General features: G+C 71.0%; 20 protein-coding genes. 7 read left to right on the top strand and 13 right to left on the bottom strand.

Annotated features, from left to right (window positions below):
- Positions 1-13: 13 nt before the first annotated feature.
- Positions 14-1,162: a hypothetical protein gene (locus tag AB5J51_RS29445; RefSeq protein WP_369779042.1), complete on the top strand. Its 1,149-nt coding sequence runs from the start codon at positions 14-16 to the stop codon at positions 1,160-1,162.
- A 4-nt stretch (positions 1,163-1,166) separates the two neighbouring features.
- Positions 1,167-2,156 carry a heme A synthase gene (locus tag AB5J51_RS29440; RefSeq protein ID WP_234381997.1) on the top strand — a complete coding sequence of 330 codons (990 nt, stop codon included), beginning with the start codon at positions 1,167-1,169 and terminating at the stop codon, positions 2,154-2,156.
- Between the two features lie 16 nt (positions 2,157-2,172).
- Here AB5J51_RS29440 and AB5J51_RS29435 read toward each other — a convergent pair whose 3' ends face one another.
- The 3 genes from AB5J51_RS29435 to AB5J51_RS29425 all read right to left on the bottom strand — a co-directional run bounded on the left by AB5J51_RS29435 (position 2,173) and on the right by AB5J51_RS29425 (position 4,732).
- Positions 2,173-3,300, bottom strand: a complete 1,128-nt coding sequence (locus tag AB5J51_RS29435; protein ID WP_053785800.1) for an amidohydrolase family protein — start codon at positions 3,298-3,300, stop codon at positions 2,173-2,175.
- Between the two features lie 106 nt (positions 3,301-3,406).
- Positions 3,407-3,751, bottom strand: a complete 345-nt coding sequence (locus AB5J51_RS29430; protein WP_030292236.1) for a hypothetical protein — start codon at positions 3,749-3,751, stop codon at positions 3,407-3,409.
- Between the two features lie 39 nt (positions 3,752-3,790).
- The gene (locus AB5J51_RS29425) at positions 3,791-4,732 is read right to left on the bottom strand and encodes a heme o synthase (RefSeq protein WP_030292234.1); all 942 of its coding nucleotides are present in this window, start codon (positions 4,730-4,732) and stop codon (positions 3,791-3,793) included.
- A gap of 260 nt (positions 4,733-4,992) precedes the next feature.
- Here AB5J51_RS29425 and tkt point away from each other — a divergent pair, with 260 nt between their 5' ends.
- The 5 genes from tkt to pgl all read left to right on the top strand — a co-directional run bounded on the left by tkt (position 4,993) and on the right by pgl (position 11,723).
- The gene (tkt, locus tag AB5J51_RS29420) at positions 4,993-7,080 is read left to right on the top strand and encodes a transketolase (RefSeq protein WP_053785799.1); all 2,088 of its coding nucleotides are present in this window, start codon (positions 4,993-4,995) and stop codon (positions 7,078-7,080) included.
- Positions 7,081-7,115: 35 nt separating this feature from the next.
- Positions 7,116-8,234, top strand: coding sequence for a transaldolase (tal, locus tag AB5J51_RS29415; RefSeq protein ID WP_053785798.1), 1,119 nt, complete (start codon positions 7,116-7,118; stop codon positions 8,232-8,234).
- A gap of 5 nt (positions 8,235-8,239) precedes the next feature.
- A complete protein-coding gene (gene zwf / locus AB5J51_RS29410) occupies positions 8,240-9,766 on the top strand; it encodes a glucose-6-phosphate dehydrogenase (RefSeq protein ID WP_352212301.1) in 1,527 nt (508 codons plus the stop codon).
- Complete coding sequence (opcA, locus tag AB5J51_RS29405) at positions 9,763-10,821, top strand: glucose-6-phosphate dehydrogenase assembly protein OpcA (RefSeq protein WP_136225965.1); 1,059 nt, start codon at positions 9,763-9,765, stop codon at positions 10,819-10,821. Before zwf ends, opcA begins: the two co-directional genes overlap by 4 nt.
- A gap of 119 nt (positions 10,822-10,940) precedes the next feature.
- Positions 10,941-11,723 carry a 6-phosphogluconolactonase gene (gene pgl, locus AB5J51_RS29400; RefSeq protein ID WP_053785795.1) on the top strand — a complete coding sequence of 261 codons (783 nt, stop codon included), beginning with the start codon at positions 10,941-10,943 and terminating at the stop codon, positions 11,721-11,723.
- Between the two features lie 83 nt (positions 11,724-11,806).
- Here the strand turns inward: pgl and pgi are convergent, their stop codons facing one another.
- From pgi to rapZ, 10 genes are all read right to left on the bottom strand, one after another.
- Positions 11,807-13,462 (bottom strand): glucose-6-phosphate isomerase, encoded by a 1,656-nt coding sequence (pgi, locus tag AB5J51_RS29395; protein ID WP_133899892.1) that lies wholly within the window; start codon positions 13,460-13,462, stop codon positions 11,807-11,809.
- A 153-nt stretch (positions 13,463-13,615) separates the two neighbouring features.
- Complete coding sequence (locus AB5J51_RS29390; RefSeq protein WP_007263454.1) at positions 13,616-13,951, bottom strand: RNA polymerase-binding protein RbpA; 336 nt, start codon at positions 13,949-13,951, stop codon at positions 13,616-13,618.
- 187 nt (positions 13,952-14,138) lie between these two features.
- Positions 14,139-14,360 carry a preprotein translocase subunit SecG gene (gene secG / locus AB5J51_RS29385; protein WP_053785794.1) on the bottom strand — a complete coding sequence of 74 codons (222 nt, stop codon included), beginning with the start codon at positions 14,358-14,360 and terminating at the stop codon, positions 14,139-14,141.
- Between the two features lie 149 nt (positions 14,361-14,509).
- A complete protein-coding gene (tpiA, locus tag AB5J51_RS29380; RefSeq protein ID WP_053785793.1) occupies positions 14,510-15,286 on the bottom strand; it encodes a triose-phosphate isomerase in 777 nt (258 codons plus the stop codon).
- Positions 15,287-15,292: 6 nt separating this feature from the next.
- A complete protein-coding gene (gene pgk, locus AB5J51_RS29375) occupies positions 15,293-16,504 on the bottom strand; it encodes a phosphoglycerate kinase (RefSeq protein ID WP_053785792.1) in 1,212 nt (403 codons plus the stop codon).
- A gap of 144 nt (positions 16,505-16,648) precedes the next feature.
- A complete protein-coding gene (gap, locus tag AB5J51_RS29370) occupies positions 16,649-17,656 on the bottom strand; it encodes a type I glyceraldehyde-3-phosphate dehydrogenase (protein WP_053785791.1) in 1,008 nt (335 codons plus the stop codon).
- Positions 17,657-17,888: 232 nt separating this feature from the next.
- Complete coding sequence (locus AB5J51_RS29365) at positions 17,889-20,843, bottom strand: M14 family zinc carboxypeptidase (protein ID WP_369779041.1); 2,955 nt, start codon at positions 20,841-20,843, stop codon at positions 17,889-17,891.
- A 158-nt stretch (positions 20,844-21,001) separates the two neighbouring features.
- Positions 21,002-21,991: a DNA-binding protein WhiA gene (gene whiA / locus AB5J51_RS29360; RefSeq protein WP_030160342.1), complete on the bottom strand. Its 990-nt coding sequence runs from the start codon at positions 21,989-21,991 to the stop codon at positions 21,002-21,004.
- The gene (gene yvcK / locus AB5J51_RS29355) at positions 21,982-23,052 is read right to left on the bottom strand and encodes a uridine diphosphate-N-acetylglucosamine-binding protein YvcK (RefSeq protein ID WP_053785789.1); all 1,071 of its coding nucleotides are present in this window, start codon (positions 23,050-23,052) and stop codon (positions 21,982-21,984) included. Before yvcK ends, whiA begins: the two co-directional genes overlap by 10 nt.
- Positions 23,049-23,996, bottom strand: a complete 948-nt coding sequence (gene rapZ / locus AB5J51_RS29350; protein ID WP_030292208.1) for an RNase adapter RapZ — start codon at positions 23,994-23,996, stop codon at positions 23,049-23,051. The genes yvcK and rapZ overlap by 4 nt, the downstream gene beginning before the upstream one ends.
- Positions 23,997-24,005 lie beyond the last annotated feature (9 nt).

The raw sequence follows: 24,005 nt of genomic DNA, 5'->3' as shown, positions 1-24,005 counted from the left end.
CCGGGGGGCGGGCATGGCGCAGCGGGAAGACGTTCTACGGCTGGACGCCCAATGGGCAGGTATCCGGTCGGGGGCCGCACGGGCGGCGCCAGCCGAGGCCGAGGCGCTGCTGACGGAGCTGATCGGCGCGCTGCGCGAACCGGCGCGGTGCGATCCGGAGTGCGCGGCGCGGCTCGGCCTTCGCCTCGGTGACCTGGCGGCCCGCCGGTTCGCCGGCGGGGACCGGGCCGGGGCCCTGGCGGCCGTCGAGGAGGGGCTGCGGTATGCGCAGCAGGCGGCCGGGCACGCCCCGGAGTACGCCCGCTGGTACGCCCGGGGCCTGATCAACCAGGGGGTCTGGCTGTCCTGGCCGCTGAGCGACGGGGACCGGCTGCCCCGCTACCCGCTCGGCCCGGCGGCGGAGACCGGCCCGAGCGCCATGGAGCGGGCGGCGGGCGAGCGCGCCCGGGACCTGACCCGGGCGGCGGTCGAGGTCTGGGCGGGCCTGGACCAGCACGATCCGGTCAACCGGCGCGGTCTCGCGCAGGCCAAGGTGTTCCTCGGGGACCGCCTCGCCGAGCTGGGCTCCGCCGAGGAGGCGGTGGCGTGGGCGGTCGACGCGGAGGGCGGTTTCCGCCAACTGCTGCTCGCGGACCCCGGTTCGGAGGGGGCCCAGGAGGCGGAGGAGGCCCTCGACCACATCGGCCGCCAGCTGGAACTGCGCCTTCGCTTCCTGTCCTTCGACTCCCTGGTGAACCTGCGCGCGCGGGGCCTGCTGCCCGAACCCCTGCTGCCGCGGGCCGTGGTCGCGGCCAGGATCCACGGGGTGGCCGAGCCCGGGATCGCGGCCCGGCTGCACCTCGGCGCCGAACAGGTGCGCACGATGCTGGAGGTCACGCCCTGGCGCGCGGTGTGGCGCTTCGAGGTGCGCGGTCCCGACGGGCTGTGGAACGTACTGGAACATCCGTGGCGCAGCGGGGCAGAAGTGAGGAACAGGACGGCCGAGGACGTGGGCGCCGAATTGGTGCACGGTTTCACGGCCTCCGCGGACTACCCCGGCGACGGTGTCCCTTGGCGCGTGCGCGTCTGGTGGCACGAGGAAGGCGACCCCGCCGGGGCCCGGTTCCGGCTGGCCGTCGGGCCGGATGCGGCCACGGGCAGGCCCGTCGGGACCCCCTCGTGAAAGTTTGCACAAGGCCCCGCGTACGATAAGGGCCGTGTTGACCCCTCTCGCTTACATCGCCGGCCGCTGGACCCCGTCACCCCGGATCGTCCGGCAGGCCGCGTTCGCCGCGCTCGTCATGAGCGTGCTCATCGTCGTCACCGGCGGTGCGGTGCGGCTGACCGGATCCGGTCTCGGCTGCGACACCTGGCCCAAGTGCACCGACGACAGCCTGATCGTGACCCAGGCGCAGGGCTTCCACGGCGCCATCGAGTTCGGCAACCGCATGCTGACGTACGTGCTCTGCGCGGCCGTTGGCTGGTGCATCATCGCGGCCCGCTCGGCCAAGCCGTGGCGCCGTTCGCTGACGAAGCTCGGCTGGCTCCAGTTCTTCATCGTGATGGGCAACGCGGTCCTCGGCGGCATCACCGTCCTGACGGGGCTCAACCCGTACAGCGTGGCCGGGCACTTCCTGCTCGCCACCTCGCTGATCACCGTCACGACGGTGACCTGGCAGCGCACCCGCGAGGGCGACGGCGCTCCCCGGCCGCGCGTGCCCGGACCCGTGCGCAAGCTCTCGTGGGCCCTGATCGCGACCACGCTGGTGCTGATCGCCGCGGGCACGGTCGTCACCGGTTCCGGTCCGCACGCGGGCGACCGCAGCGAGATCAAGCGGATGCCGTTCGACTGGGCGGCCACCGCCCACGTCCACGCGGTCTCCGCCTGGGTGGTGTGCGCCCTCGCCGTGGCCATGTGGCTGGTGCTGCGCGTGGTCGACGCGCCGGTGGACACCCGGGCGCGCGCCCGGGACCTGCTGATCGTGCTGCTCGCGCAGGGCGGCATCGGCTACGTCCAGTACTTCACCCACGTGCCCGAGGCCCTGGTCGCCGCCCACATGCTCGGCTCCTGCCTGGTGTGGATCGCCGTGGTCCGCGTGGCACTGAGCCTGCGCGAGCGGCCCGCGATGCAGGCGGAGATCCCGGCGCAGAGCGACGCGCAGCTCTCCTCCGTCTGAGCCGGGAGGCACCGGCTCACCCGCGCTCGTCCAGCCGGTAGACGCGGCGGGCATTGCCCGCCGCGATCATCGCCGCCACCCGTTCGGCGTCCCGCCAGGACCAGGCGCCCTCGCCGACCCAGCCTCCCAGCACCCGGCCCAGCGCCTCCCGGAACACCAGGGCGCCCACCGCGTGCAGTTCGGGCAGCCGGCGCCCGCCGCTGGAGAACAGCAGCTTGCCGAAGGGGGCGAGCTCCAGCACCTCGGCCAGCACCCCCGCCGCCCGCGGCCCGCTCTGCCCGAGCGCCGTGCCGAGATCGGCGTGGACGTGCGGGAAGGCCGCCGCCAGCTGGGCGGCGTGCCGGTGGTACGGGTATCCGCCGAGCAGCACCAGCCGGGTACCCAGACCCGCGGTGGCCCGTACGAACTCCGTCAGCAGTGCCGGATCGGCCTGCTCAGGCCGCTGCCCCGGCTCCCCCGCACCCGCCCCGGTGTGCAGCTGGAGCGGCAGCCCGGTCGCCACGGCGCTCCACAGCAGGTGCCGCAGGAGTACGGGGTCCCGGACGGCCCCGCCCTTGGAGCGCCGGGCCAGCCACCGCCCGGCCGCCCCGTGCACCTCGCCCGGACCGGGCGGATCGGGGGCGCGGCCGAGGACGGCGGGATATCCCGCGTCCGCACCGCAGGTGAAGGCCACGGCCGCGGCGGCGGCGTGGTGGACGGCCTCGGCGAGGTTGGCGAGGAAGGCGGGGACCGTGCCGGAGGTGTCGGCGACCTGCTCGGCCAGCAGCTCCAGCCGTACGACCTCGAAGGCGTCGGCGTCCGAAGCGAGGGCCAGCTCCTTGGGGCCGGTGAGGTCCCCGGGCGCTCCCGTGTCGACCAGATAGGCGGCGACGCCCGAGCCGCGCAGCAGCCTGCGCCCGGACTCGGCCACGCCGAGCTCGCGCCGCCGGGCCAGGTACCGGGCGGGGGCGCAGTGCGGCTCCAGCCCGAGCAGCGGCGGGCACCAGCGGCGCACCGCGAAACCCGTCTGGGTGTCGAAGAAGGTGGTCCCGGCGGCGGGCGGGCCGGCCGAGGGGATCAGCTGGGCCTCGAAGGTGCCGAGGCCCAGCTCCGTGCGGAGCACTCCGTGGCAGTACTGGTCCACCAGGGGCGGCGTTTCGATCATCCGGGCATCCCGTTGCGGACGTGAGGAAGGGGCTTCCACACGTCCTAACGGGTGAGCGGGGTGTGAGGTGTTGCTCGCGCTGTTGACCGAGCGGCCACCGCCACGATCAGGCGGCCGGGTTCGCCGCCCCGCCGAGCTGGATGCCGGCCATCCGCGACCACTCGTACGGGCCGGTCTTCACACGGGCGGCGAACTCGCCGTCGAACTCGTCGTGGAGGGTCAGGCCGGCCTTCTCGGCGGCCAGCTGGGCCACCGCGTAGGTCGGGGCCACCAGGTCGCCCCAGCCGCCGTCCGTACCGACGAGGACGATCCGGGTACCGGCCTGGCCGATGTGCGCCAGCTGGCCTTCGGCGCCGCCGTGCTGCTTGGCGAACGCGCCGATCTGCTTGGCCAGCTTCGCGGCCGTCCGGTCCTGCTTCTTGTCTGCGGTGTCCGCGGTGGTGTCTGCCATGGGCACCATGCTACCGGCGGGTAATGAGCGGAGGAAGTATCAGCGGAGGAAGGGATCCACGGCCACGGCGACGAAGAGCAGCGACACGTACGTGATGGACCAGTGGAACAGGCGCATCTCCTTGAGCTTCGCGCCCGTCACGCCCGCCTTGGCCCGCGCGTGCAGCGCGTGCGCCTCCCACAGCCACCAGCCGCCCGCCGCCAGGGCGACCGTGGTGTAGAACCAGCCGGTGTACCCCAGCGGGGTCAGCAGCAGCGAGACGGCCACCATCACCCAGCTGTAGAGGACGATCTGGCGGGCCACGGCCTTGTTGCCGGCGACGACCGGCAGCATCGGCACGCCGACCCGCGCGTAGTCGTCCTTCACCTTCATGGACAGCGGCCAGTAGTGCGGCGGCGTCCAGAAGAAGATGACGAGGAAGAGGATGACGGCGGCCCAGGAGACCTCGTTCTTGACGGCGGACCAGCCGATGAGCACCGGCATGCAGCCCGCGATGCCGCCCCACACGATGTTCTGCGCAGTGCGCCGCTTCAGCAGCATCGTGTAGACGACGACGTAGAAGAGGAGCGCGCCGAGCGCGAGCGCCGCCGACAGCCAGTTGACGAGCAGCCCGAAGAACAGGGTGGAGACCACGCCGAGGGTGATGCCGAAGACCAGGCACTCGCGCGGGCTGACCATGCCGGTCACCAGCGGCCGCTGCGAGGTCCGGTCCATCAGCGCGTCGATGTCGCGGTCGATGTACATGTTCAGCGCGTTGGCGCCGCCCGCGGACAAGTAGCCGCCGAAGCAGGTCGCGAGGACCAGCCACAGCGACGGCACACCCTGCTCGGCGAGGAACATCACCGGCACTGTGGTGATCAGCAGAAGTTCGATGATCCGCGGCTTGGTCAAAGCCACGAAAGCCATGACCCGGGCCCCGAACGGCCGGTGACCGGGGCTCGTCCCGAGCACCCCCGCTGGACGGGATTCGACGGCCGTCACGCACACCCCTGACAGAGAAACCAGCAAGCTCCGGACATAAAGGTCCGCTGAAGGCTCGCACGTACCACGCCACTCTAGACGTTGCACTTACGTCGCCCTGCGCGGGGGTCGCCTCGTGTTGGTCCGATCGGACCGCCGACGTTGTGACGGACTGCGGGCACTCGAATAGCTGCACGCCGTCACGGGGGTAGGCTCGGAATCGCGCCGGTGCACCGTTCGTCACCGGGTAACAGACATGTGGAGAGGAGCCCTGACCCACGGTGAGCACCAAGCCGACGACCACAGAGCTCGACTGGACCGACCTCGACCAGCGGGCCGTCGACACCGCCCGCATCCTGGCCGCCGACGCGGTCCAGAAGGTGGGTAACGGCCACCCCGGTACGGCGATGAGCCTGGCCCCCGCCGCGTACACCCTCTTCCAGAAGGTGATGCGGCACGACCCGGCCGATCCCGAGTGGGTCGGCCGCGACCGTTTCGTGCTTTCCGCGGGGCACTCGTCCCTCACTCTGTACACGCAGCTCTACCTGGGCGGCTTCGGCCTGGAGCTGGCCGACCTCGAGGCGTTCCGCACCTGGGGTTCCAAGACCCCCGGCCACCCGGAGTACGGCCACACGGCCGGCGTCGAGACCACCACCGGCCCGCTGGGCCAGGGCATCGCCAACGCGGTGGGCATGGCCATGGCCGCCCGCTACGAGCGCGGCCTGTTCGACCCGGAGGCCCCCCAGGGCACCTCCCCGTTCGACCACATGGTCTACGCGATCGCGGGCGACGGCTGCCTCCAGGAGGGCATCTCCCACGAGGCGTCCGCCCTGGCCGGCCACCAGAAGCTCGGCAACCTGGTGCTGCTGTGGGACGACAACCACATCTCCATCGAGGGTGACACCGAGACGGCCGTCTCCGAGGACACCCTCAAGCGCTACGAGGCGTACGGCTGGCACGTCCAGCGCGTCGCGCAGCAGCCGAACGGCGACCTCGACCCGAAGGCGCTGTTCGAGGCCCTGGCCGCGGCCAAGGCCGAGACCGGGCGCCCCTCCTTCATCGCCATGCGCTCGATCATCGCCTGGCCCGCCCCGCACGCCCAGGGCACCGAGGCCTCGCACGGCTCGGCCCTCGGCGACGACGAGGTCGCGGCCACCAAGCGCGTCCTCGGCTTCGACCCGGAGAAGTCCTTCGACGTCTCCGACGAGGTCCTCGCGCACACCCGCAAGGCGCTGGACCGCGGCCGCGAGGCCAAGGCCGCCTGGGAGAAGGACTTCTCCGCGTGGCGCACCGCCAACGCCGAGCGCGCCGCCGAGTTCGACCGCATCAACGCCAACGAGCTGCCCGCGGGCTGGGAGGACAAGCTCCCCGTCTTCGAGACCGGCAAGGGCGTCGCCACCCGCGCGGCCTCCGGCAAGGTGCTCGAGGCGCTCGGCTCGGTCATCCCGGAGCTGTGGGGCGGCTCGGCCGACCTGGCCGGCTCCAACAACACCACGATCGACAAGCACTCGTCCTTCCTCCCGAAGGGCAACCCGCTGCCGGAGGCCGACCCGTACGGCCGCACCGTCCACTTCGGCATCCGCGAGCACGCCATGGCCGCGACCATGAACGGCATCGCGCTGCACGGCCACACCCGTATCTACGGCGGCACCTTCCTGGTGTTCTCCGACTACATGCGCAACGCCGTGCGCCTGTCCGCGCTGATGCACGTGCCGGTGACGTACGTGTGGACGCACGACTCCATCGGCCTGGGCGAGGACGGCCCGACCCACCAGCCGGTCGAGCACCTCGCCTCGCTGCGCGCCATCCCGGGCCTGAACGTGGTCCGCCCGGCCGACGCGAACGAGACCGTCATCGCCTGGCGCGAGATCCTGCGCCGCCACACCAAGGTGTTCGGCAAGGGCGCGCCGCACGGTCTGGCGCTGACCCGCCAGGGCGTGCCGACGTACGAGCGCAACGAGGACGCCGCCAAGGGCGGGTACGTGCTCTTCGAGGCGGAAGGCGGCGAGGCGCAGGTCGTCCTCATCGGCACCGGCTCCGAGGTCCAGCTCGCCGTCGCCGCGCGCGAGGCGCTGCAGGCCGAGGGCGTCCCGGCCCGCGTGGTCTCGATGCCGTCCGTCGAGTGGTTCGAGGAGCAGGACCAGGCGTACAAGGACAGCGTCCTGCCGCCGTCCGTCAAGGCGCGCGTCGCGGTCGAGGCCGGGGTCGGCCTGACCTGGCACCGCTACGTCGGCGACGCCGGCCGGATCGTCTCGCTGGAGCACTTCGGTGCCTCCGCCGACGCCAAGGTGCTGTTCCGCGAGTTCGGCTTCACCGCCGAGGCCGTGGCCGCCGCCGCCAAGGAATCCATCACCGCCGCCGCGCGCTGACACCGGTACACGAACCAGTAGGAGATGCAATTCCCATGACAGACGCACTCAAGCGCCTCTCCGACGAGGGCGTGGCGATCTGGCTGGACGACCTGTCCCGCAAGCGCATCACGTCCGGCAACCTGGCCGAGCTCATCGACCAGTCGCACGTGGTCGGTGTCACCACCAACCCGTCGATCTTCCAGAAGGCGATCAGCAGCGGCGACGGCTACGAGCAGCAGCTCGCCGACCTCGCCGCCCGCAAGGTCACCGTCGACGAGGCCATCCGCATGATCACGACGGCGGACGTCCGCGACGCCGCCGACATCCTGCGCCCGGTCTACGACCGCACCGACGGCCAGGACGGCCGGGTCTCCATCGAGGTCGACCCCCGTCTGGCCCACAACACCACGGCGACGATCGCCGAGGCCAAGCAGCTCGCCTGGCTGGTGGACCGCCCGAACACGCTGATCAAGATCCCGGCGACCAAGGCCGGCCTGCCGGCGATCACCGAGGTCATCGGCAAGGGCATCAGCGTCAACGTCACGCTGATCTTCTCGCTCGAGCGCTACCGCGAGGTCATGGACGCGTACCTGGCGGGTCTGGAGAAGGCCAAGGCCGCGGGCCTGGACCTCTCCGAGATCCACTCGGTCGCCTCCTTCTTCGTCTCCCGTGTGGACAGCGAGATCGACAAGCGCCTGGACGCCGTCGGCTCCGACGAGGCGAAGGCCCTGAAGGGCAAGGCGGCCCTCGCCAACGCCCGCCTGGCCTACGAAGCCTACGAGGAGGTCTTCTCCTCCGACCGGTGGAACGCCCTGGAGCGTGTCGGCGCCAACAAGCAGCGTCCGCTGTGGGCCTCGACGGGCGTCAAGGACCCGGCGTACAAGGACACCCTGTACGTGGACGACCTGGTCGCCCCGAACACGGTGAACACCATGCCGGAGGCCACGCTGGAGGCCACCGCCGACCACGGTCAGATCACGGGTGACACCGTGCGCGCCACGTACGACCAGTCCCGCGCCGAGCTCGAAGCGGTCGCGAAGCTGGGCATCTCGTACGACGATGTGGTGCAGCTGCTCGAGGACGAGGGCGTCGAGAAGTTCGAGGCGTCCTGGAACGACCTGCTGAAGTCCACCGAGGCGGAGCTCGAGCGCCTCGCCCCCACGGAGGCCTGAACACTTTGTCTGTGAACGGAGCGAACCCGCTTCGTGACGCACAGGACCGGCGGCTCCCGCGCATCGCGGGGCCGTCCGGCCTGGTCATTTTCGGCGTTACGGGTGACCTGTCGCGCAAGAAGCTGATGCCGGCCATCTACGACCTGGCGAACCGGGGGCTGCTGCCGCCGGGCTTCTCGCTGATCGGTTTCGCCCGGCGCGAATGGGAGCACGAGGACTTCGCCCAGGAGGTGTACGAGGCCGTCAAGCAGCACTCGCGCACCCCCTTCCGGGAGGAGGTCTGGCAGCAGCTGGTGCAGGGCTGCCGTTTCGTGCAGGGCGATTTCGACGACGACGCGGCGTTCGAGACGCTGAAGTCGACCATCGACGAGCTCGACAAGGCGCAGGGTACGGGCGGCAACTTCGCCTTCTACCTGTCCGTGCCGCCGAAGTTCTTCCCGAAGGTCGTCCAGCAGCTCAAGAACCACGGGCTGGCGCAGAAGGAGGGCTCCTGGCGGCGTGCCGTCATCGAGAAGCCCTTCGGGCACGACCTCAAGAGCGCCGAGGAGCTCAACAAGGTCGTCCACGAGGTCTTCCCGCGGGACGAGGTCTTCCGGATCGACCACTACCTCGGCAAGGAGACCGTCCAGAACATCCTGGCGCTCCGCTTCGCCAACACGATGTTCGAGCCGATCTGGAACCGGTCGTACGTCGACCACGTGCAGATCACCATGGCCGAGGACATCGGCATCGGCGGCCGGGCCGGGTACTACGACGGCATCGGCGCGGCCCGTGACGTCATCCAGAACCACCTGCTCCAGCTGCTCGCGCTGACCGCGATGGAGGAGCCCGGCTCCTTCCACCCGAAGGCGCTGGTGGCGGAGAAGCTCAAGGTCCTCACGGCCGTCGAGCTCCCCGAGGACCTGGGCAAGCACACCGTGCGCGGCCAGTACTCGGCGGCGTGGCAGGGTGGCGAGAAGGTCGTCGGGTACCTCGAAGAGGACGGCATCGACCCCAAGTCGAAGACCGACACCTACGCGGCCATCCGCCTGGAGATCAACAACCGCCGCTGGGCGGGCGTCCCGTTCTACCTGCGGACCGGCAAGCGCCTGGGCCGCCGGGTGACGGAGATCGCGGTGGTCTTCAAGCGGGCTCCGTACCTGCCATTCGAGTCGGGCGCGACCGAGGAGCTGGGGCAGAACGCCCTGGTCATCCGGGTCCAGCCGGACGAGGGCGTGACGGTGCGCTTCGGCTCGAAGGTTCCGGGCACCTCCATGGAGGTCCGGGACGTGACGATGGACTTCGCGTACGGCGAGTCCTTCACGGAGTCGAGCCCCGAGGCGTACGAGCGGCTGATCCTCGACGTCCTGCTGGGTGACGCGAACCTCTTCCCGCGCCACCAGGAGGTCGAGCTGTCCTGGAACATCCTCGACCCGATCGAGGAGTACTGGGACAAGCACGGCAAGCCCGCGCAGTACCCGGCGGGGACCTGGGGGCCGGTCGAGGCGGACGAGATGCTCGCACGAGACGGACGGAGCTGGCGCCGGCCATGAAGATCGACCTCACGGAGACCACCTCCAGCAAGATCAACGCCGCTTTGGTGCAGGCGCGCCGGGACATCGGCACGCCTGCCATCGGCATGGTCCTCACGCTGGTGATCGTGACCGACGAAGAGAACGCGTACGACGCGCTCAAGTCGGCGAACGAGGCGTCCCACGAACACCCTTCGCGGATCGTCGTCGTCATCAAGCGGGTCAGCCGCTCGCCGCGCAGCCGCCGCGACGCCCGTCTCGACGCGGAAGTCCGCGTCGGGGCGGACGCGGGTACCGGCGAGACGGTGGTGCTCCGCCTTCACGGTGAACTGGTCCACCACGCCCAGTCGGTGGTTCTCCCGCTCCTGCTGCCGGACGCGCCCGTCGTGGTCTGGTGGCCGGACGGTGCCCCGTCGGACCTGGCGGGCGACCCGCTGGGTGCGCTCGGTCAGCGCCGGATCACGGACACGTACGCCTGCGAGAACCCGCTGCGGGCGCTCGGGGAGCGGGCCGCGGCCTATGCCCCGGGTGACACGGACCTGTCCTGGACCCGGATCACGCCGTGGCGGTCGATGCTGGCCGCCGCGCTGGACCAGCAGGCCCTGAAGGTCACCTCGGCGGCCGTCGAGGGCGAGGACGAGAACCCGAGCTGCGAGCTGCTGGCCATGTGGCTGGCGGACCGCCTCCAGGTGCCCGTCAAGCGGACCCACTCGCAGGGCCCCGGCCTGACCTCGGTCCGGCTGGAGACCAAGGACGGCGACATCGTCCTGGACCGGGCCGACGGCTCGCTGGCCACGCTGTGCATGCCGGGGCAGCCCGACCGTGGGGTGGCGCTCAAGCGCCGTGACACGGCCGAGCTGCTGGCGGAGGAGCTGCGCCGGCTCGACCCGGACAACACGTACGAGGCCTCGCTGAAGTTCGGCGTGGCCAAACTGGCGGCCGAGGCCCCGGCTCCGGCTCCGGCCCCGGCCCCGGCCAAGACCAAGGCCTCGGACTCCCCGGAGACCGTGACCGGCCCGAAGGCCGACGCCGCGAAGCCCGCGGCCAAGCCCACGAAGAAGGCCCCGGCCAAGTAGCCGTACCCGCTGCGCGGAGCCGTCCCCGCCCCGCCCTGCCGAAGAGCGGGGCGGGAGAAGGCCCCGCGCAGCGGCATCGGCGCCCACCGGCACAACCGACAAGGCGGCAGCACATGGGTATGACGACTCCCCAGGTCGTCGTCCACCGGGACAAGGAGCTGATGGCCCAGGCCGCAGCAGCCCGGCTCATCACGAAGATCGTCGACGCCCAGGCGGCCCGCGGCAGCGCCTCCGTCGTCCTCACCGGCGGCCGCAACGGCAACGGCCTGCTCGCCGCACTCGCGGCCGCCCCGGCCCGCGACGCCGTCGACTGGGCCCGCCTCGACCTCTGGTGGGGCGACGAGCGGTACGTCCCGGCCGACGACCCCGAGCGCAACCACGTACAGGCCCGTGAGGCCCTCCTGGACTCCGTCCCGGTGGACCCGGCACGCGTGCACGTCATGCCGGCCTCGGACGGCCCGTACGGGGACGACGTCGATGCGGCGGCGGACGCGTACGCGGAGGAGCTGCGGCGGGCCGCGGGCCCGGAGGACCACGGTCCGGTGCCGCGTTTCGACGTGCTCATGCTGGGCGTGGGCCCGGACACGCACGTGGCCTCGCTGTTCCCGGAGCACCCGGCGGCGCGCGAGACCGAGCGCACGGTGGTCGGCGTGCACGGCGCGCCGAAGCCGCCGCCGACGCGGGTCTCGCTGACCCTCCCGGCGATCCGGGCGGCCCGGGAGGTCTGGCTGCTGGCGGCCGGCGAGGACAAGGCGGGTGCGGTGGCGATCGCGCTCGGCGGCGCCGGGGAGATCCAGGCCCCGGCGGCGGCCGCGTACGGGCGCTCCCGCACGCTGTGGTTGCTGGACCGTGCGGCGGCGGCGAAGCTGCCGTCGTCGATGTACCCGCCGGCCTCGGCCTGACCCGTAGCCACACCGTACGGCCGAAGGGCCCGTCCCCCTGACGGGGAGCGGGCCCTTCGTGCGTCGCCGTGCCTGCCGGAGGATCAGCCGCGGCCGCGCAGCCCGCGGTACACGGCCACGAGGGCCTGCGTCGAGGCGTCCAGCCCCGGCACGTCCGCTCCCTCGGTCAGCGCCGGCTCGACCCGCTTCGCCAGGACCTTGCCGAGCTCCACGCCCCACTGGTCGAAGGAGTCGATGTTCCACACCGCGCCCTGTACGAACACCTTGTGCTCGTACAGCGCGATCAGCTGGCCCAGCACCCCCGGGGTGAGGTCCTGCGCCAGGATCGTCGTGGTCGGGTGGTTCCCCTTGAAGGTCTTGTGCGGGACCAGGGGCTCCGGTACGCCCTCCGCGCGGACCTCGTCCGCGGTCTTGCCGAAGGCGAGCGCCTGCGTCTGCGCGAAGAAGTTCGCCATCAGCAGGTCGTGCTGGGCCGCGAGCTTCGGCGGCAGTTCGCCGATCGGCCGGGCGAAGCCGATGAAGTCCGCCGGGATCACCTTCGTGCCCTGGTGGATCAACTGGTAGTACGCGTGCTGCCCGTTGGTGCCGGGCGTGCCCCACACGACCGGACCGGTCTGCCAGTCCACCGGATTGCCGTCCCGGTCCACGGACTTGCCGTTGGACTCCATGTCCAGCTGCTGCAGGTACGCCGTGAAGCGGGAGAGGTAGTGGCTGTACGGCAGGACCGCGTGCGACTGCGCGTCGAAGAAGGCGCCGTACCAGATCCCCAACAGGCCCATCAGCAGCGGTGCGTTCTGCTCCGGGGGCGCCGTGCGGAAGTGCTCGTCCACCGTCCGGAAGCCGCCCAGCATCTCCCGGAAGGAGTCCGGCCCGATCGCGATCATCAGCGAGAGCCCGATCGCGGAGTCGAAGGAGTAGCGCCCGCCGACCCAGTCCCAGAACCCGAACATGTTGGCCGGATCGATGCCGAAGGCCGTGACCTTCTCGGCGTTGGTCGACAGCGCCACGAAGTGCCGTGCCACGGCCGCGGTGTCACCGCCGAGACCCGCCAGCAGCCACTCCCGCGCCGACTCGGCGTTGGTGATGGTCTCGATGGTCGTGAAGGTCTTGGAGGCGATGATGAACAGCGTCTCGGCCGGGTCCAGGTCCCGTACGGCCTCGTGCAGGTCGGCGCCGTCCACGTTGGACACGAACCGCACGGTCAGGGCGCGGTCGGTGAACGCGCGCAGCGCCTCGTACGCCATCGCCGGGCCCAGGTCGGAGCCGCCGATGCCGATGTTGACCACGTTCTTGATGCGCTTGCCGGTGAAGCCGGTCCACTCCCCCGACCGGACCTGGCCGGAGAAGGCCGCCATCTTGTCGAGGACGGCGTGCACCGCGGGGACGACGTTCTCGCCGTCCACCTCGACCACCGCGTCCTTCGGCGCGCGCAGGGCGGTGTGCAGGACCGCCCGGTCCTCGGTCGTGTTGATCTTCTCGCCGCGGAACATCGCCTCGCGCAGCTCGGCCACGCCCGTCGCCGCCGCGAGCCCGCGCAGCAACTCCAGCGTCTCGTCGGTCACCAGGTGCTTCGAGTAGTCGATGTGCAGGTCCCCGACCCGCAGCGTGTAGCCCGTGCCACGGTTCGGATCCGCCGCGAACAGCTCTCGCAGATGCGTCTGCCCCAGCTCTTCGCGGTGCTTGCCGAGTGCCAGCCACTCGGCAGTCCGGTTGAGACTCGTACGCCTGTCTGCGTTCATCTCGGACATCAACCCGTTTCTTCCGTCCTGTCGTGCCCCGCCGATCACCAACCTAAGGGATCGGAAGGGACGCAACGCACGCAAAGGGGCCCGGCCCGCTGGAGAACAACTCCTGCGGGCCGGGCCCGATGTCACACCGTCACTCTTGCGTTTTCAGATCTCGCCGCGGAGCTTGGCGAGCGCCTCGGCGAGGATCGCCTCGCCGTCGGCGTCCGTGCGGCGCTCCCGTACGTACGCCAGGTGCGTCTTGTAGGGCTCGGTGCGCGGCGGCGCCGGCGGGTTGTCCCGGTCCTGTCCGGCCGGGAACCCGCAGCGCGGGCAGTCCCAGGTGTCCGGCACCTGCGCGTCGCTGGCGAAGCTCGGCTGCGTCTCGTGCCCGTTCGAGCACCAGAAGGAGATGCGCAGGCGGGGCGCGGACTCGCCGCGCTCGGCCTCACCCATCGGCCCCGCTCCGACCCGACTACCACGGATCGCGTTGCCACTTGCCACGGTCGTAACTCCCTGCGTGATGGTGCCGCGAAGCGTGAGTGGATTCCGCTGCGGGCGCCCCAGTCTACGTAAGGCCCAACGCACGTCCAGCAAATGGAGTTACTCACTCCAGGCCGCGGACGCCGTCCTCATGATAGGCGGGGCGGAGCCGACCGGACCGGCTGAATGGCCAGAACCGTCGGCTTCCCTACTTCAGCAGAATGCCGAGCGCCAGGATGCAGGCGAACCAGAGCAGACCCACCACGACGGTGATGCGGTCGAGGTTGCGCTCCGCGACCGAGGAGCCGCCGACCGACGACTGCATGCCGCCGCCGAACATGTCGGAAAGGCCGCCGCCCTTGCCCTTGTGCATCAGCACGAGGAGCATCAGCAGGCCGCTGAAGACGATCAGGGCGATCGAGAACCCCATAATCACGGCTGATTCCTACTTTCTGGCTTTTCTGGCTTTCCGGCTCTGCTGGGATGTGCGCGGGGGCCAGTGGCTGTGTCCAGCCTCTGGCCCCCGCAAGGGTACGACGGATCCGTCCTACCGCCTACTCGCTGCGACGATCACGCAGCTCACTGGTCGCGGAACCGGACGATCTTCACGAACTCGTCCGCGTCCAGCGCCGCGCCGCCGATCAGGGCGCCGTCGACATCGGGCTGGGCCATGATCGCCGCGATGTTGCCGGACTTCACCGAGCCGCCGTACTGGATGCGGACCTTGTCGGCCAGCTCCTGCGAGTACAGCTCGGCGAGGCGGCCGCGGATCGCCCCGCAGACCTCCTGCGCGTCCTCGGGGGTGGCGACCTCGCCGGTCCCGATCGCCCAGACGGGCTCGTACGCGATCACGATGGATTCGACCTGGTCGGCCGGGACGTCCTTGAGGCCGCCGTCGACCTGGGCCAGCGTGTACGGGACCTGCTGTCCGGCCTTGCGGATGTCCAGGCCCTCGCCGACGCACAGGATCGGGGTGAGCCCGTGCTGGTAGGCGGCCTTGACCTTGGCGTTGCAGAGCTCGTCGCTCTCGCCGTGGTACTGGCGGCGCTCGCTGTGGCCGACGGCCACGTACGTGCACTTCAGCTTCGCGAGCATCGAGCCGGAGATCTCGCCGGTGTACGCGCCGGAGTCGTGCGCCGAGATGTCCTGGGCGCCGTACTTGATCTTCAGCTTGTCGCCGTCGACCAGGGTCTGCACCGAGCGCAGGTCGACGAAGGGCGGCAGGACCGCGACCTCGACGGCGTCGTAGTCCTTGTCGGCGAGCGCGAAGGCGAGCTTCTGGACGTGCGCGATGGCCTCGAGGTGGTTGAGGTTCATCTTCCAGTTGCCCGCCATGAGCGGGGTACGCGTGGTCATTGAGGGTCAGACCTCCAGTGCGGCGAGGCCGGGGAGCGTCTTGCCCTCGAGGTATTCGAGGGAGGCGCCGCCACCGGTAGAGATGTGGCCGAAAGCGTTTTCGTCGAAGCCGAGCGTACGCACGGCCGCGGCGGAGTCCCCGCCGCCGACCACGGTGAACGCGCTGCTGTCGACGAGGGCCTGCGCGATGGCGCGGGTGCCTCCGGCGTAGTCGGGGTGCTCGAAGACGCCCACGGGACCGTTCCAGAAGACGGTCTCCGCATCGGCGATCTTCGACGCGTACAGCTCACGGGTCTTCGGACCGATGTCCAGACCCTCCTTGTCGGCGGGGATCTTGTCCGCGTCGACGGTGGTGTGGTCGGCCGGGGCCTTGGTCTTCAGGTCCGGGAAGTCGGCGGAGACCAGGACGTCCACCGGGAGGACCAGCTCGACGCCCAGCTTCTCGGCGCGCGCCATGTACTCGAGGACGACGGGGATCTGGTCCTCCTGCAGGAGGGAGATGCCGATCTCGTGCCCCTGGGCCTTCAGGAAGGTGTAGGCCATGCCGCCGCCGATGAGGATGCGGTCGGCCTTGCCGAGGAGCTGGTCGATGACGGCCAGCTTGTCGGAGACCTTGGCGCCGCCGAGGACGACCACGTACGGGCGCTTGACGTCGGCGGTCAGCTTCTTCAGGACGCCGACCTCGGTGGCGATCAGGTAGCCGGCCGCGTGCGGGAGGCGCGCGGGCAGGTCGAAGACCGAGGCGTGCTTGCGGTGGACAGCACCGAAGCCGTCGCCGACGTAGACGTCGGCCAGCTCGGCGAGCTGGTCCGCGAAGGCGCCGCGCTCGGCGTCGTCCTTCGAGGTCTCACCGGCGTTGAAGCGCAGGTTCTCGATGACGGCGACCTGGCCGTCGGCGAGGGCGGCGACGGTCGACTTGGCGGATGCACCGACCGTGTCGGTGGCGAACGCGACGTCCGCACCGAGCAGTTCACCGAGCCGCTTGGCGGCCGGGGCGAGGGAGAAGGCCGGGTCCGGGGCGCCCTTGGGGCGGCCCAGGTGCGAGGCGACGACCACGCGGGCGCCGGCTTCGGCGAGCTTCGCGATGGTCGGCTGCACGGCACGGATGCGGCCGTCGTCGGTGATCGTGTCGCCCGCGAGCGGCACGTTCAGGTCGGCGCGGACGAAGATCCGCTTGCCGGCGACGCCTTCGGCGAGCAGTTCGTCGATCGTCTTCATGTGTTTCTACTCCTTATCCCCATACACGGGTTCTGCCGGTGCGGGGCCGATCGGTCGAGGCAGACAACAGGGCCCGTGCAGCGCTCCATCGCGCTGACCGGACCCTGTTCCCACATCTTGGTGCCTAGCCCTGCTACCTGAGACTTAGAGCTGGCCGCCGACGAAGACGGTCAGGTCGACGAGGCGGTTGGAGTAGCCCCACTCGTTGTCGTACCAGCCGACGACCTTGACCTGCGTCCCGTCCTGAACCATGGTCAGGGAGGAGTCGAAGGTGCACGAAGCCGGCCAGTTCACGATGTCGGAGGAGACGATCGCGTCCTCGGTGTAGTCGAGGATGCCCTTGAGCTGACCCTCGGCGGCCTTCTGGAAGGCTGCGTTGATCTCTTCCTTGGTGGTCTCGCGGGAGAGCTCCAGGACGAGGTCGGTGACCGAGCCCGTCGGGACCGGGACGCGCATCGCGATGCCGTCCAGCTTGCCCTTGAGCTGCGGGAGGACCAGCGCGGTGGCCTTGGCGGCACCCGTCGAGGTCGGAATGATGTTCTCGGCGGCAGCGCGGGCGCGGCGCAGGTCCGAGTGCGGGAAGTCCAGGATGCGCTGGTCGTTCGTGTACGCGTGGACCGTGGTCATCATGCCCTTGACGATGCCGAAGTTCTCGTCGAGAACCTTGGCCATCGGCGCCACGCAGTTGGTGGTGCAGGAGGCGTTGGAGATGACGTGGTGGTTGGCCGCGTCGTACTTGTCGTGGTTGACGCCCATCACGATGGTGATGTCCTCGTCCTTGGCCGGAGCCGAGATGAGGACCTTCTTCGCGCCCGCGGCGATGTGCTTGGCGGCGTCGGCCTTCTTCGTGAAGATGCCGGTCGACTCGATGACGATGTCGGCGCGGAGCTCGCCCCAGGGCAGGTTCGCGGGGTCGCGCTCGGCGAACGTCTTGAAGGTGTTGCCGCCGACGGTGATGGTGTCGTCGGTGTGGGAGACCTCGGCCTTGAGGCGGCCCAGGATGGTGTCGTACTTGAGCAGGTGCACCAGGGTCGCGTTGTCAGTCAGGTCGTTGACACCGACGATCTCGATGTCCGCTCCCTGCTCAAGGAGCGCCCGGAAGTAGTTGCGGCCAATTCGGCCAAAACCATTGATGCCTACGCGGATCGTCACGAACCGATCTCCTCGTTGGTGCGCCGGCCTGTCCCGCCGGCGAGCTGTATGGGATGTCCCCGACCGCTTACGACCCTACCTCTCCGTGAGCTCTTGAGTGACATCGGCCGGGACCTGACACTCCCCCTGCCACATGGGGGGACCGCGGCCGGGGCCCCGCACCGTGTGCTCGGTACGGGACCCCCGACCTCCGCCCTTCGTCACTCAGGGTGAGCGACGGGGGCTCGTATGATCAGCGGTGCAGCGACCTGAGCGCCTTACCGACGAGTACGGCTCGGTCCGCCGCCGCCGGCAGGTGTTCGAGGCCGAAGCCGAGGAGCACCGTGTTACGCGTAGTGACCGACGCGTACGACTTGAACAGCTCCCCGGACCGGGACCAATCGCCCGCGACCACGGGACTTCCGGCCGGTGCGCCCTGGGCGGTCCAGGCCCCCAGCGAGGTCTCGAATCCCTCCACGGCCTGGTCCGCCCCGCCGACCGAGACGCGTGCCTCGTCCGCGAACACCCCGCGGCCGCCGGCCCCGCCGTCCGAGACGTACGAGAGGGAGACCTCGACGGTCTTGCCCGCGTACGCGCTCAGGTCGAAGGCGACCTGCTTCCACCCGTCGGACGAGCCGGTGAAGCTGTTCCACTGGCCGCTGGTGCCGTTGGCGGTGCAGCCGGCGCTGTCGAGGGTGAGGTAGTGCTTGAGGAACGGGTGGCCGTTGACGTAGAACCCGGCCTCGCACTCCGCCGGGACGGCCGTGCCGCTCAGGCCGCCCGCCTCGGGCAGCGTGGTCCAGTCCTCGGCGCCGGTGGTGTGGGCCTCGAGGAGCGCGTGGTCGTAGCCCGGCTCGGTGTTCCAGTTGAGGGCCATCTTGAGCTGCGGCCTGTCGGCGGCGGTGACCCTGGTCAGGTCGATGGTGCGGGTCAGCCGCTTCCACTCGTCGTCCTCGTGGGTGGCCGCGGCCATCCCCGCGCCGGCGTAGGGGGCGTACGGGTTCACGACCCCGGCGTACGAGCCCGCCTGCGCGCTCTTGAACTGCGGGAACTGCGCCGCGGGCAGGGAGTCGGAGGTGACCGCGTAGGAGCCGGGGGCGTTGAACGGGTTGCCCGTCGCATCGCCCAGGCCGCCCTTGGCGCCGCCGAGGGCACCCGCACCGGTGAAGCCGGTGGCACCGGCGGCACTCGTACGGCTGTAGGCGCCGAGGTAGTACTGGCTGAAGTCGTCGGTCACGGCGCGGCCGACCTGGGCGTTGCCGCCCGCCAGCTCGCCGGCCTCGATCAGCTTGCCGCCCTCGTTGAGGAAGTCGCGCACGGCGAGCTGGGTGTCGCCGCCGGGCGTCTTGGCGCCGGTGTAGTGCACGGCCGTACGGAAGTGGGAGAGCACGCCGAGGTGGTGCGGGGCGCCCTGCACGGCCACGTCCCAGACCGCCGCGGACTTCCCGTTGGCGCGCAGGGCGTCGACGTACTCCTGCGCGTGCTGGGCCTTGGCGCCCTCCTCCGCGATCACCAGCACGTCGGCGCGCGGCCGCTCGGCCACCGTGTACGTGAAGTGCTCGCTGGAGACCTGCTTGCCGGAGCGGTCGCGGCCGGTGAACCAGACCTCGACCTTGTCGCCGGGCCTGGCCCCGTCGACCTTGGCCCGGTACTCGTCGAACCAGTTGTTGTCCTCGCCGCCGTAGACGTCGCCGCCCTTCCAGGCCCGCAGTCCGTCGTCGTGCGTGCGGCCGCCGTTGATGCGGAACTTGAGCTGCTTGTCCTTCAGCGCCTTGCGGGCGGTGACGGAGACCGTCTGGTCCTCGCCCTTGGCCACGTACGAGGTGGTGAAGGGGTCGAGGGTGAAGTCGGCGGCGCTCAGGCCCACGGAGGACTTCGGCTGGTCCGGGTGGGCGGCGCTCTCGCCGACGGCGAGCGCGAAGGGGACGTTCTTCGCGAACTCCGCCTGGATGAGCTTCTCGTCGTCCGGGAAGTTGAAGCCGGACCGGCAGTCCTCGGGCTTCCACCGGTCGTTCGGGTCGCTGGCGGAGGCCGTCTGGCAGGTGGTCATCTCCGGCGTGAACATCATGATGCCGTTGACGTTGGAGGCGTGGCCGTCGGCCTCGCCGTTGGTGGTGTAGAGCTCGGAGGAGACCTGCGGGTAGTAGCCGGGGACCGCGGGGTTCTCCGGGGTCCCGGCGAGCGCCTTGTAGGCGACGTCGTCGGGAGTGGGGGTGGCGACCTGCCAGCCGACGCCGTAGAGCAGCAGCTCGGCGGCGGAGTGGTAGTTGATGGCGTACTTGAAGCCGATGCGCTTCTCGAACCTGTCGAGGGCGACGGTCTCCGGCTCGGAGGACGCCTTGGTGCCGCGGTAGGTCTCGCTCGACTGGTTCGGTGAGGAACCCTCGTTGTCATAGCCCCACTTGTAGGCGAAGTTCCGGTTGAGGTCGACGCCGTCACCGGTGGTGATCTTGCCGTCCCCGTTGTTGTCGTGCAGGTTCTTGCGCCAGAGCCGGTTGCCGTCGGCGGAGTGCGTGTAGTCGTACCCGTCCGGGTTGGCGGACAGCAGGAACCACAGCTCGGTGGAGTCCACGAGCCGGGTGATCCGCTGGTCCTTGCCGTAGTTGTCGAGGGTGTGGTGCATCAGCCGCCGGGTCATCTCCGGAGTGATCCACTCCCGGGCGTGCTGGTTGGACATGTAGAGCACGGACGGCTTGTCGCCGTCCTTGGTCGTGCGGGCGTTCTTGGTGACCTTCAGGGCGAGGATGTCCTTGCCCTGGACGGTCTTGCCGATGGACACCACCTTGGCGAGGCCCGGGTTGGCCTGCGCCGTCCCCAGGATCTCCTCCTGGAGGCCGCCCTTGCCGCTGTACGGGCGGAAGACCCCGTCGCCGGCGGCCCTGGAGCGGGCCGCGCCCGCGGGGACCTCGTGCTCGGCCAGCTTGACGCCCCGGCCGGCGAGTTCCCTGGCCTGGGCGCCGGTGAGGAACAGCTCGACCTTGGCGGTCCCGGTCTCGGGGGCGCGCTCGGTGAGCTCGTGGGCGTCCTGGCCGGCGGCGAGGAGGAGCGGGATCTGCTCCTTGGTGACGTCCGCGTCGTAGACCCGTACCTCGTCGGCGCCGGGTGCGGCGTCTGCTGCGGGGCGGGCGTGGGCCGCCGGGAGGGCGGCCAGTGTGGTTCCGAAGACGAGTGCGCTTGCGGCGAGGATCGATCTCGCGCGGTGCCTCATGTGCCCCCCTGGGCGTCGTCTGCCACGAAAGCGTTCGGACGACAGGCTCACGATCGGGCGATGCTCATGTCAATGGGGCGTGTCTCAAAGGGGCCCGCACGTGTGACGTGCGGGCCCCCTTGCGGCCTACGGGACGCGGCGTACGGGACGCGGCGCGGCTAGCCGGCCATGTTGTCGGCCAGGTCCTCGCTGAGGTTCGACTCGGTGCCCGGGATGCCGAGGTCCTGGGCCCGCTTGTCGGCCATGGCCAGCAGGCGGCGGATCCGGCCCGCGACGGCGTCCTTGGTCAGCGGCGGGTCGGCGAGCGCGCCCAGCTCCTCCAGGGAGGCCTGCTTGTGCTCCATGCGCAGCCGGCCGGCCGCGGCCAGGTGCTCCGGGACCTCCTCGCCGAGGATCTCCAGCGCACGCTGGACCCGGGCTCCGGCGGCCACCGCGGCCCGCGCCGAGCGGCGCAGGTTGGCGTCGTCGAAGTTGGCGAGGCGGTTGGCGGTGGCGCGCACCTCGCGCCGCATCCGCCGCTCCTCCCAGGCCAGCACCGACTCGTGCGCGCCGAGCCGGGTCAGCAGGGCGCCGATCGCGTCGCCGTCGCGGACCACGACCCGGTCCACGCCGCGCACCTCGCGCGCCTTGGCGGCGATGGAGAGCCGGCGGGCGGCGCCCACCAGGGCCAGGGCGGCCTCCGGACCGGGGCAGGTCACCTCCAGGGAGGAGGACCGGCCCGGCTCGGTGAGCGAGCCGTGGGCCAGGAAGGCGCCGCGCCAGGCCGCTTCGGCGTCGCAGGTGGCCCCGGAGACCACCTGCGGGGGCAGACCGCGGATGGGGCGGCCGCGGCCGTCCACGAGGCCCGTCTGGCGCGCCAGCTGGTCGCCGCCGGCCACGACCCGGACGACGTACCGGCTGCCGCGGCGCAGGCCGCCGGGAGCCATGACCACCAGGTCCGAGGAATGGCCGAAGATCTCCAGGATGTCCTTGCGCAGGCGTCTGGCGGCGATCCCCGTGTCCAGCTCCGCCTCGATGACGATCCGTCCGCTCACCAGGTGCAGCCCGCCCGCGAACCGAAGAATCGCCGAGACCTCCGCCTTCCTGCAGCAGGTCCGGGTGACGGGGAGCCGGGAGATCTCATCCTTCACCGCTGGCGTCATCGCCATGGGCCGATCCTTCCATGCATCCGAAAAATACGGTCGTACGCGGCGGCGAGCAGCTCCGGGTCATGCTTCGGAGAGCCGTCTTGCCTGGCCACCGGCGCCAGCTCGACCGCGGCACCGAAGCGTTTTGCGGCATCGGCGAGGGACTCGCGGTCGGGCACGGCGGCCTCGTCGGCCAGCACCACGTCCAGGGCGAGTTTAGGGGCGTGTCGGGCCAAAACCTCCAAATGACGCTGCGGAGAGAAGCCCTCTGTTTCACCGGGCTGCGGCGCGAGGTTCAGCGAGAGGACCCGCCGGGCCTTGGTCTCGATCAGCGCGTCGAGCAGCTCCGGCACCAGCAGGTGCGGGATCACGGAGGAGAACCAGGACCCCGGACCGAGCACCACCCAGTCGGCGTCCAGGACCGCGGCGACGGCCTCCGGTACGGCCGGCGGATCGCCGGGCACGACCTGTACGGAGAGCACCTCGCCGGGGGTGGTGGCCACCGTGGCCTGCCCCCGGACGGTGTCGACCTCGCCCGGGCGGGTCGGGTCGTGGCCGCGCACGAGCGCCTGGAGCTCCAGCGGCACCGCCGACATCGGCAGCACCCGGCCCTGTGCGCCCAGCAGTTTCCCGACCAGGTCGAGCGCCTGGACGGGGTCGCCGAGCTGCTCCCACAGGGCCACGATCAGCAGATTGCCGACCGCGTGCTCGTGCAGGGCGCCGGCCGACTGGAAGCGGTGCTGGATCACACGGGCCCAGGTCTGGCCCCAGTCGTCGTCCCCGCACAGCGCGGCCAGCGCCTTGCGCAGGTCGCCGGGCGGCAGCACGCCGAGCTCCTCGCGCAGGCGGCCGCTGGAGCCGCCGTCGTCGGCGACCGTGACCACGGCCGTGAGCTCGCCGGTGATGCGGCGCAGGGCTGCCAGGGAGGCCGACAGGCCCATGCCGCCGCCGAGGGCGACGACCTTGGGTGCGACCACCTTGGGGGCTGCGCCGCGGCGCAGCCCGGTGCGGCCCGCGCCGTCCTCTCCCCGCCCCGAGGTGAGGCGGCGCAGGCGGCGCAGCCGCAGGGTGCGTCCGGTCACTCGCGCCCCATGTCCCGGTGGACTACGACGGTCTCGACTCCCTCGGAGGCGAGGCGGGCAGCGAGCTTCTCGGACATGGCCACACTGCGGTGCTTGCCGCCGGTGCAGCCGACCGCGATGGTCACGTAGCGCTTGCCCTCGCGGCGGTAGCCGGTGGCGATGAGCTGGAGCAGCTCGGTGTAGCGGTCGAGGAACTCCTTGGCGCCGGGCTGGCTGAAGACGTAGCCCGACACCTCCGGGTTGAGTCCGGTGAACGGCCGCAGCTCGGGGACCCAGTGCGGGTTCGGGATGAAGCGGCAGTCGACGACGAGGTCGGCGTCGACGGGGAGGCCGTACTTGTAGCCGAAGGACATGACGGTCGCCCGCAGCTCGGGCTCCTCATCGCCCGCGAACTGGGCGTCCATCTTCGCGCGCAGCTCGTGCACGTTCAGGCTGGAGGTGTCGATGACCAGGTCGGCGTCGCCGCGCAGCTCGCGCAGCAGGTCGCGCTCGGCGGCGATGCCGTCGGTGATGCGGCCGTCGCCCTGGAGGGGGTGCGGGCGGCGGACCGACTCGAAGCGGCGCACCAGCGCGTCGTCGGAGGACTCCAGGAAGACGATGCGCCGGGTGACCCCCTTGCTGTCGAGGTCGGCGAGGGACTCGCGCAGGGCGTCGAAGAACTGCCGGCCGCGGACGTCGACGACGACGGCGATGCGCGCCACGTTGCCCTGCGAGCGGGCCCCGAGCTCCACCATGGTGGGGATCAGGGCCGGCGGGAGGTTGTCGACGACGAACCAGCCGAGGTCCTCCAGACACTTGGCCGCCGTACTGCGGCCGGCCCCGGACATCCCGGAGATGATCACCAGCTCGGGGATGGCCGCCTCGGCGGTATCTCCGGGCTCCGCTGTCGTGCCCGTGCTCACCTGTGCTCCGTCTCGGTCGTGCTCGGTCGTGTGGTCGGTCATCTCGCCGGT

The organism is Streptomyces sp. R33 (assembly GCF_041200175.1).
Lineage (GTDB): Bacteria > Actinomycetota > Actinomycetes > Streptomycetales > Streptomycetaceae > Streptomyces > Streptomyces katrae_B.
The sequence above is the reverse complement of the archived record's forward strand: the minus strand, read 5'-3'. Positions and strand labels throughout refer to the sequence as shown.

Excerpts from the sequence above, each read along its gene's own strand:
- AB5J51_RS29445 (WP_369779042.1), top strand. The coding sequence starts at position 14 with ATGGCGCAGCGGGAAGACGTTCTACGGCTGGACGCCCAATGGGCAGGT.
- AB5J51_RS29435 (WP_053785800.1), bottom strand. The coding sequence starts at position 3,300 with ATGATCGAAACGCCGCCCCTGGTGGACCAGTACTGCCACGGAGTGCTC.
- AB5J51_RS29430 (WP_030292236.1), bottom strand. The coding sequence starts at position 3,751 with ATGGCAGACACCACCGCGGACACCGCAGACAAGAAGCAGGACCGGACG.
- tal (WP_053785798.1), top strand. The coding sequence starts at position 7,116 with ATGACAGACGCACTCAAGCGCCTCTCCGACGAGGGCGTGGCGATCTGG.
- opcA (WP_136225965.1), top strand. The coding sequence starts at position 9,763 with ATGAAGATCGACCTCACGGAGACCACCTCCAGCAAGATCAACGCCGCT.
- pgl (WP_053785795.1), top strand. The coding sequence starts at position 10,941 with ATGACGACTCCCCAGGTCGTCGTCCACCGGGACAAGGAGCTGATGGCC.
- pgi (WP_133899892.1), bottom strand. The coding sequence starts at position 13,462 with ATGAACGCAGACAGGCGTACGAGTCTCAACCGGACTGCCGAGTGGCTG.
- secG (WP_053785794.1), bottom strand. The coding sequence starts at position 14,360 with ATGGGGTTCTCGATCGCCCTGATCGTCTTCAGCGGCCTGCTGATGCTC.
- tpiA (WP_053785793.1), bottom strand. The coding sequence starts at position 15,286 with ATGACCACGCGTACCCCGCTCATGGCGGGCAACTGGAAGATGAACCTC.
- pgk (WP_053785792.1), bottom strand. The coding sequence starts at position 16,504 with ATGAAGACGATCGACGAACTGCTCGCCGAAGGCGTCGCCGGCAAGCGG.
- AB5J51_RS29365 (WP_369779041.1), bottom strand. The coding sequence starts at position 20,843 with ATGAGGCACCGCGCGAGATCGATCCTCGCCGCAAGCGCACTCGTCTTC.
- whiA (WP_030160342.1), bottom strand. The coding sequence starts at position 21,991 with ATGGCGATGACGCCAGCGGTGAAGGATGAGATCTCCCGGCTCCCCGTC.
- rapZ (WP_030292208.1), bottom strand. The coding sequence starts at position 23,996 with ATGACCGACCACACGACCGAGCACGACCGAGACGGAGCACAGGTGAGC.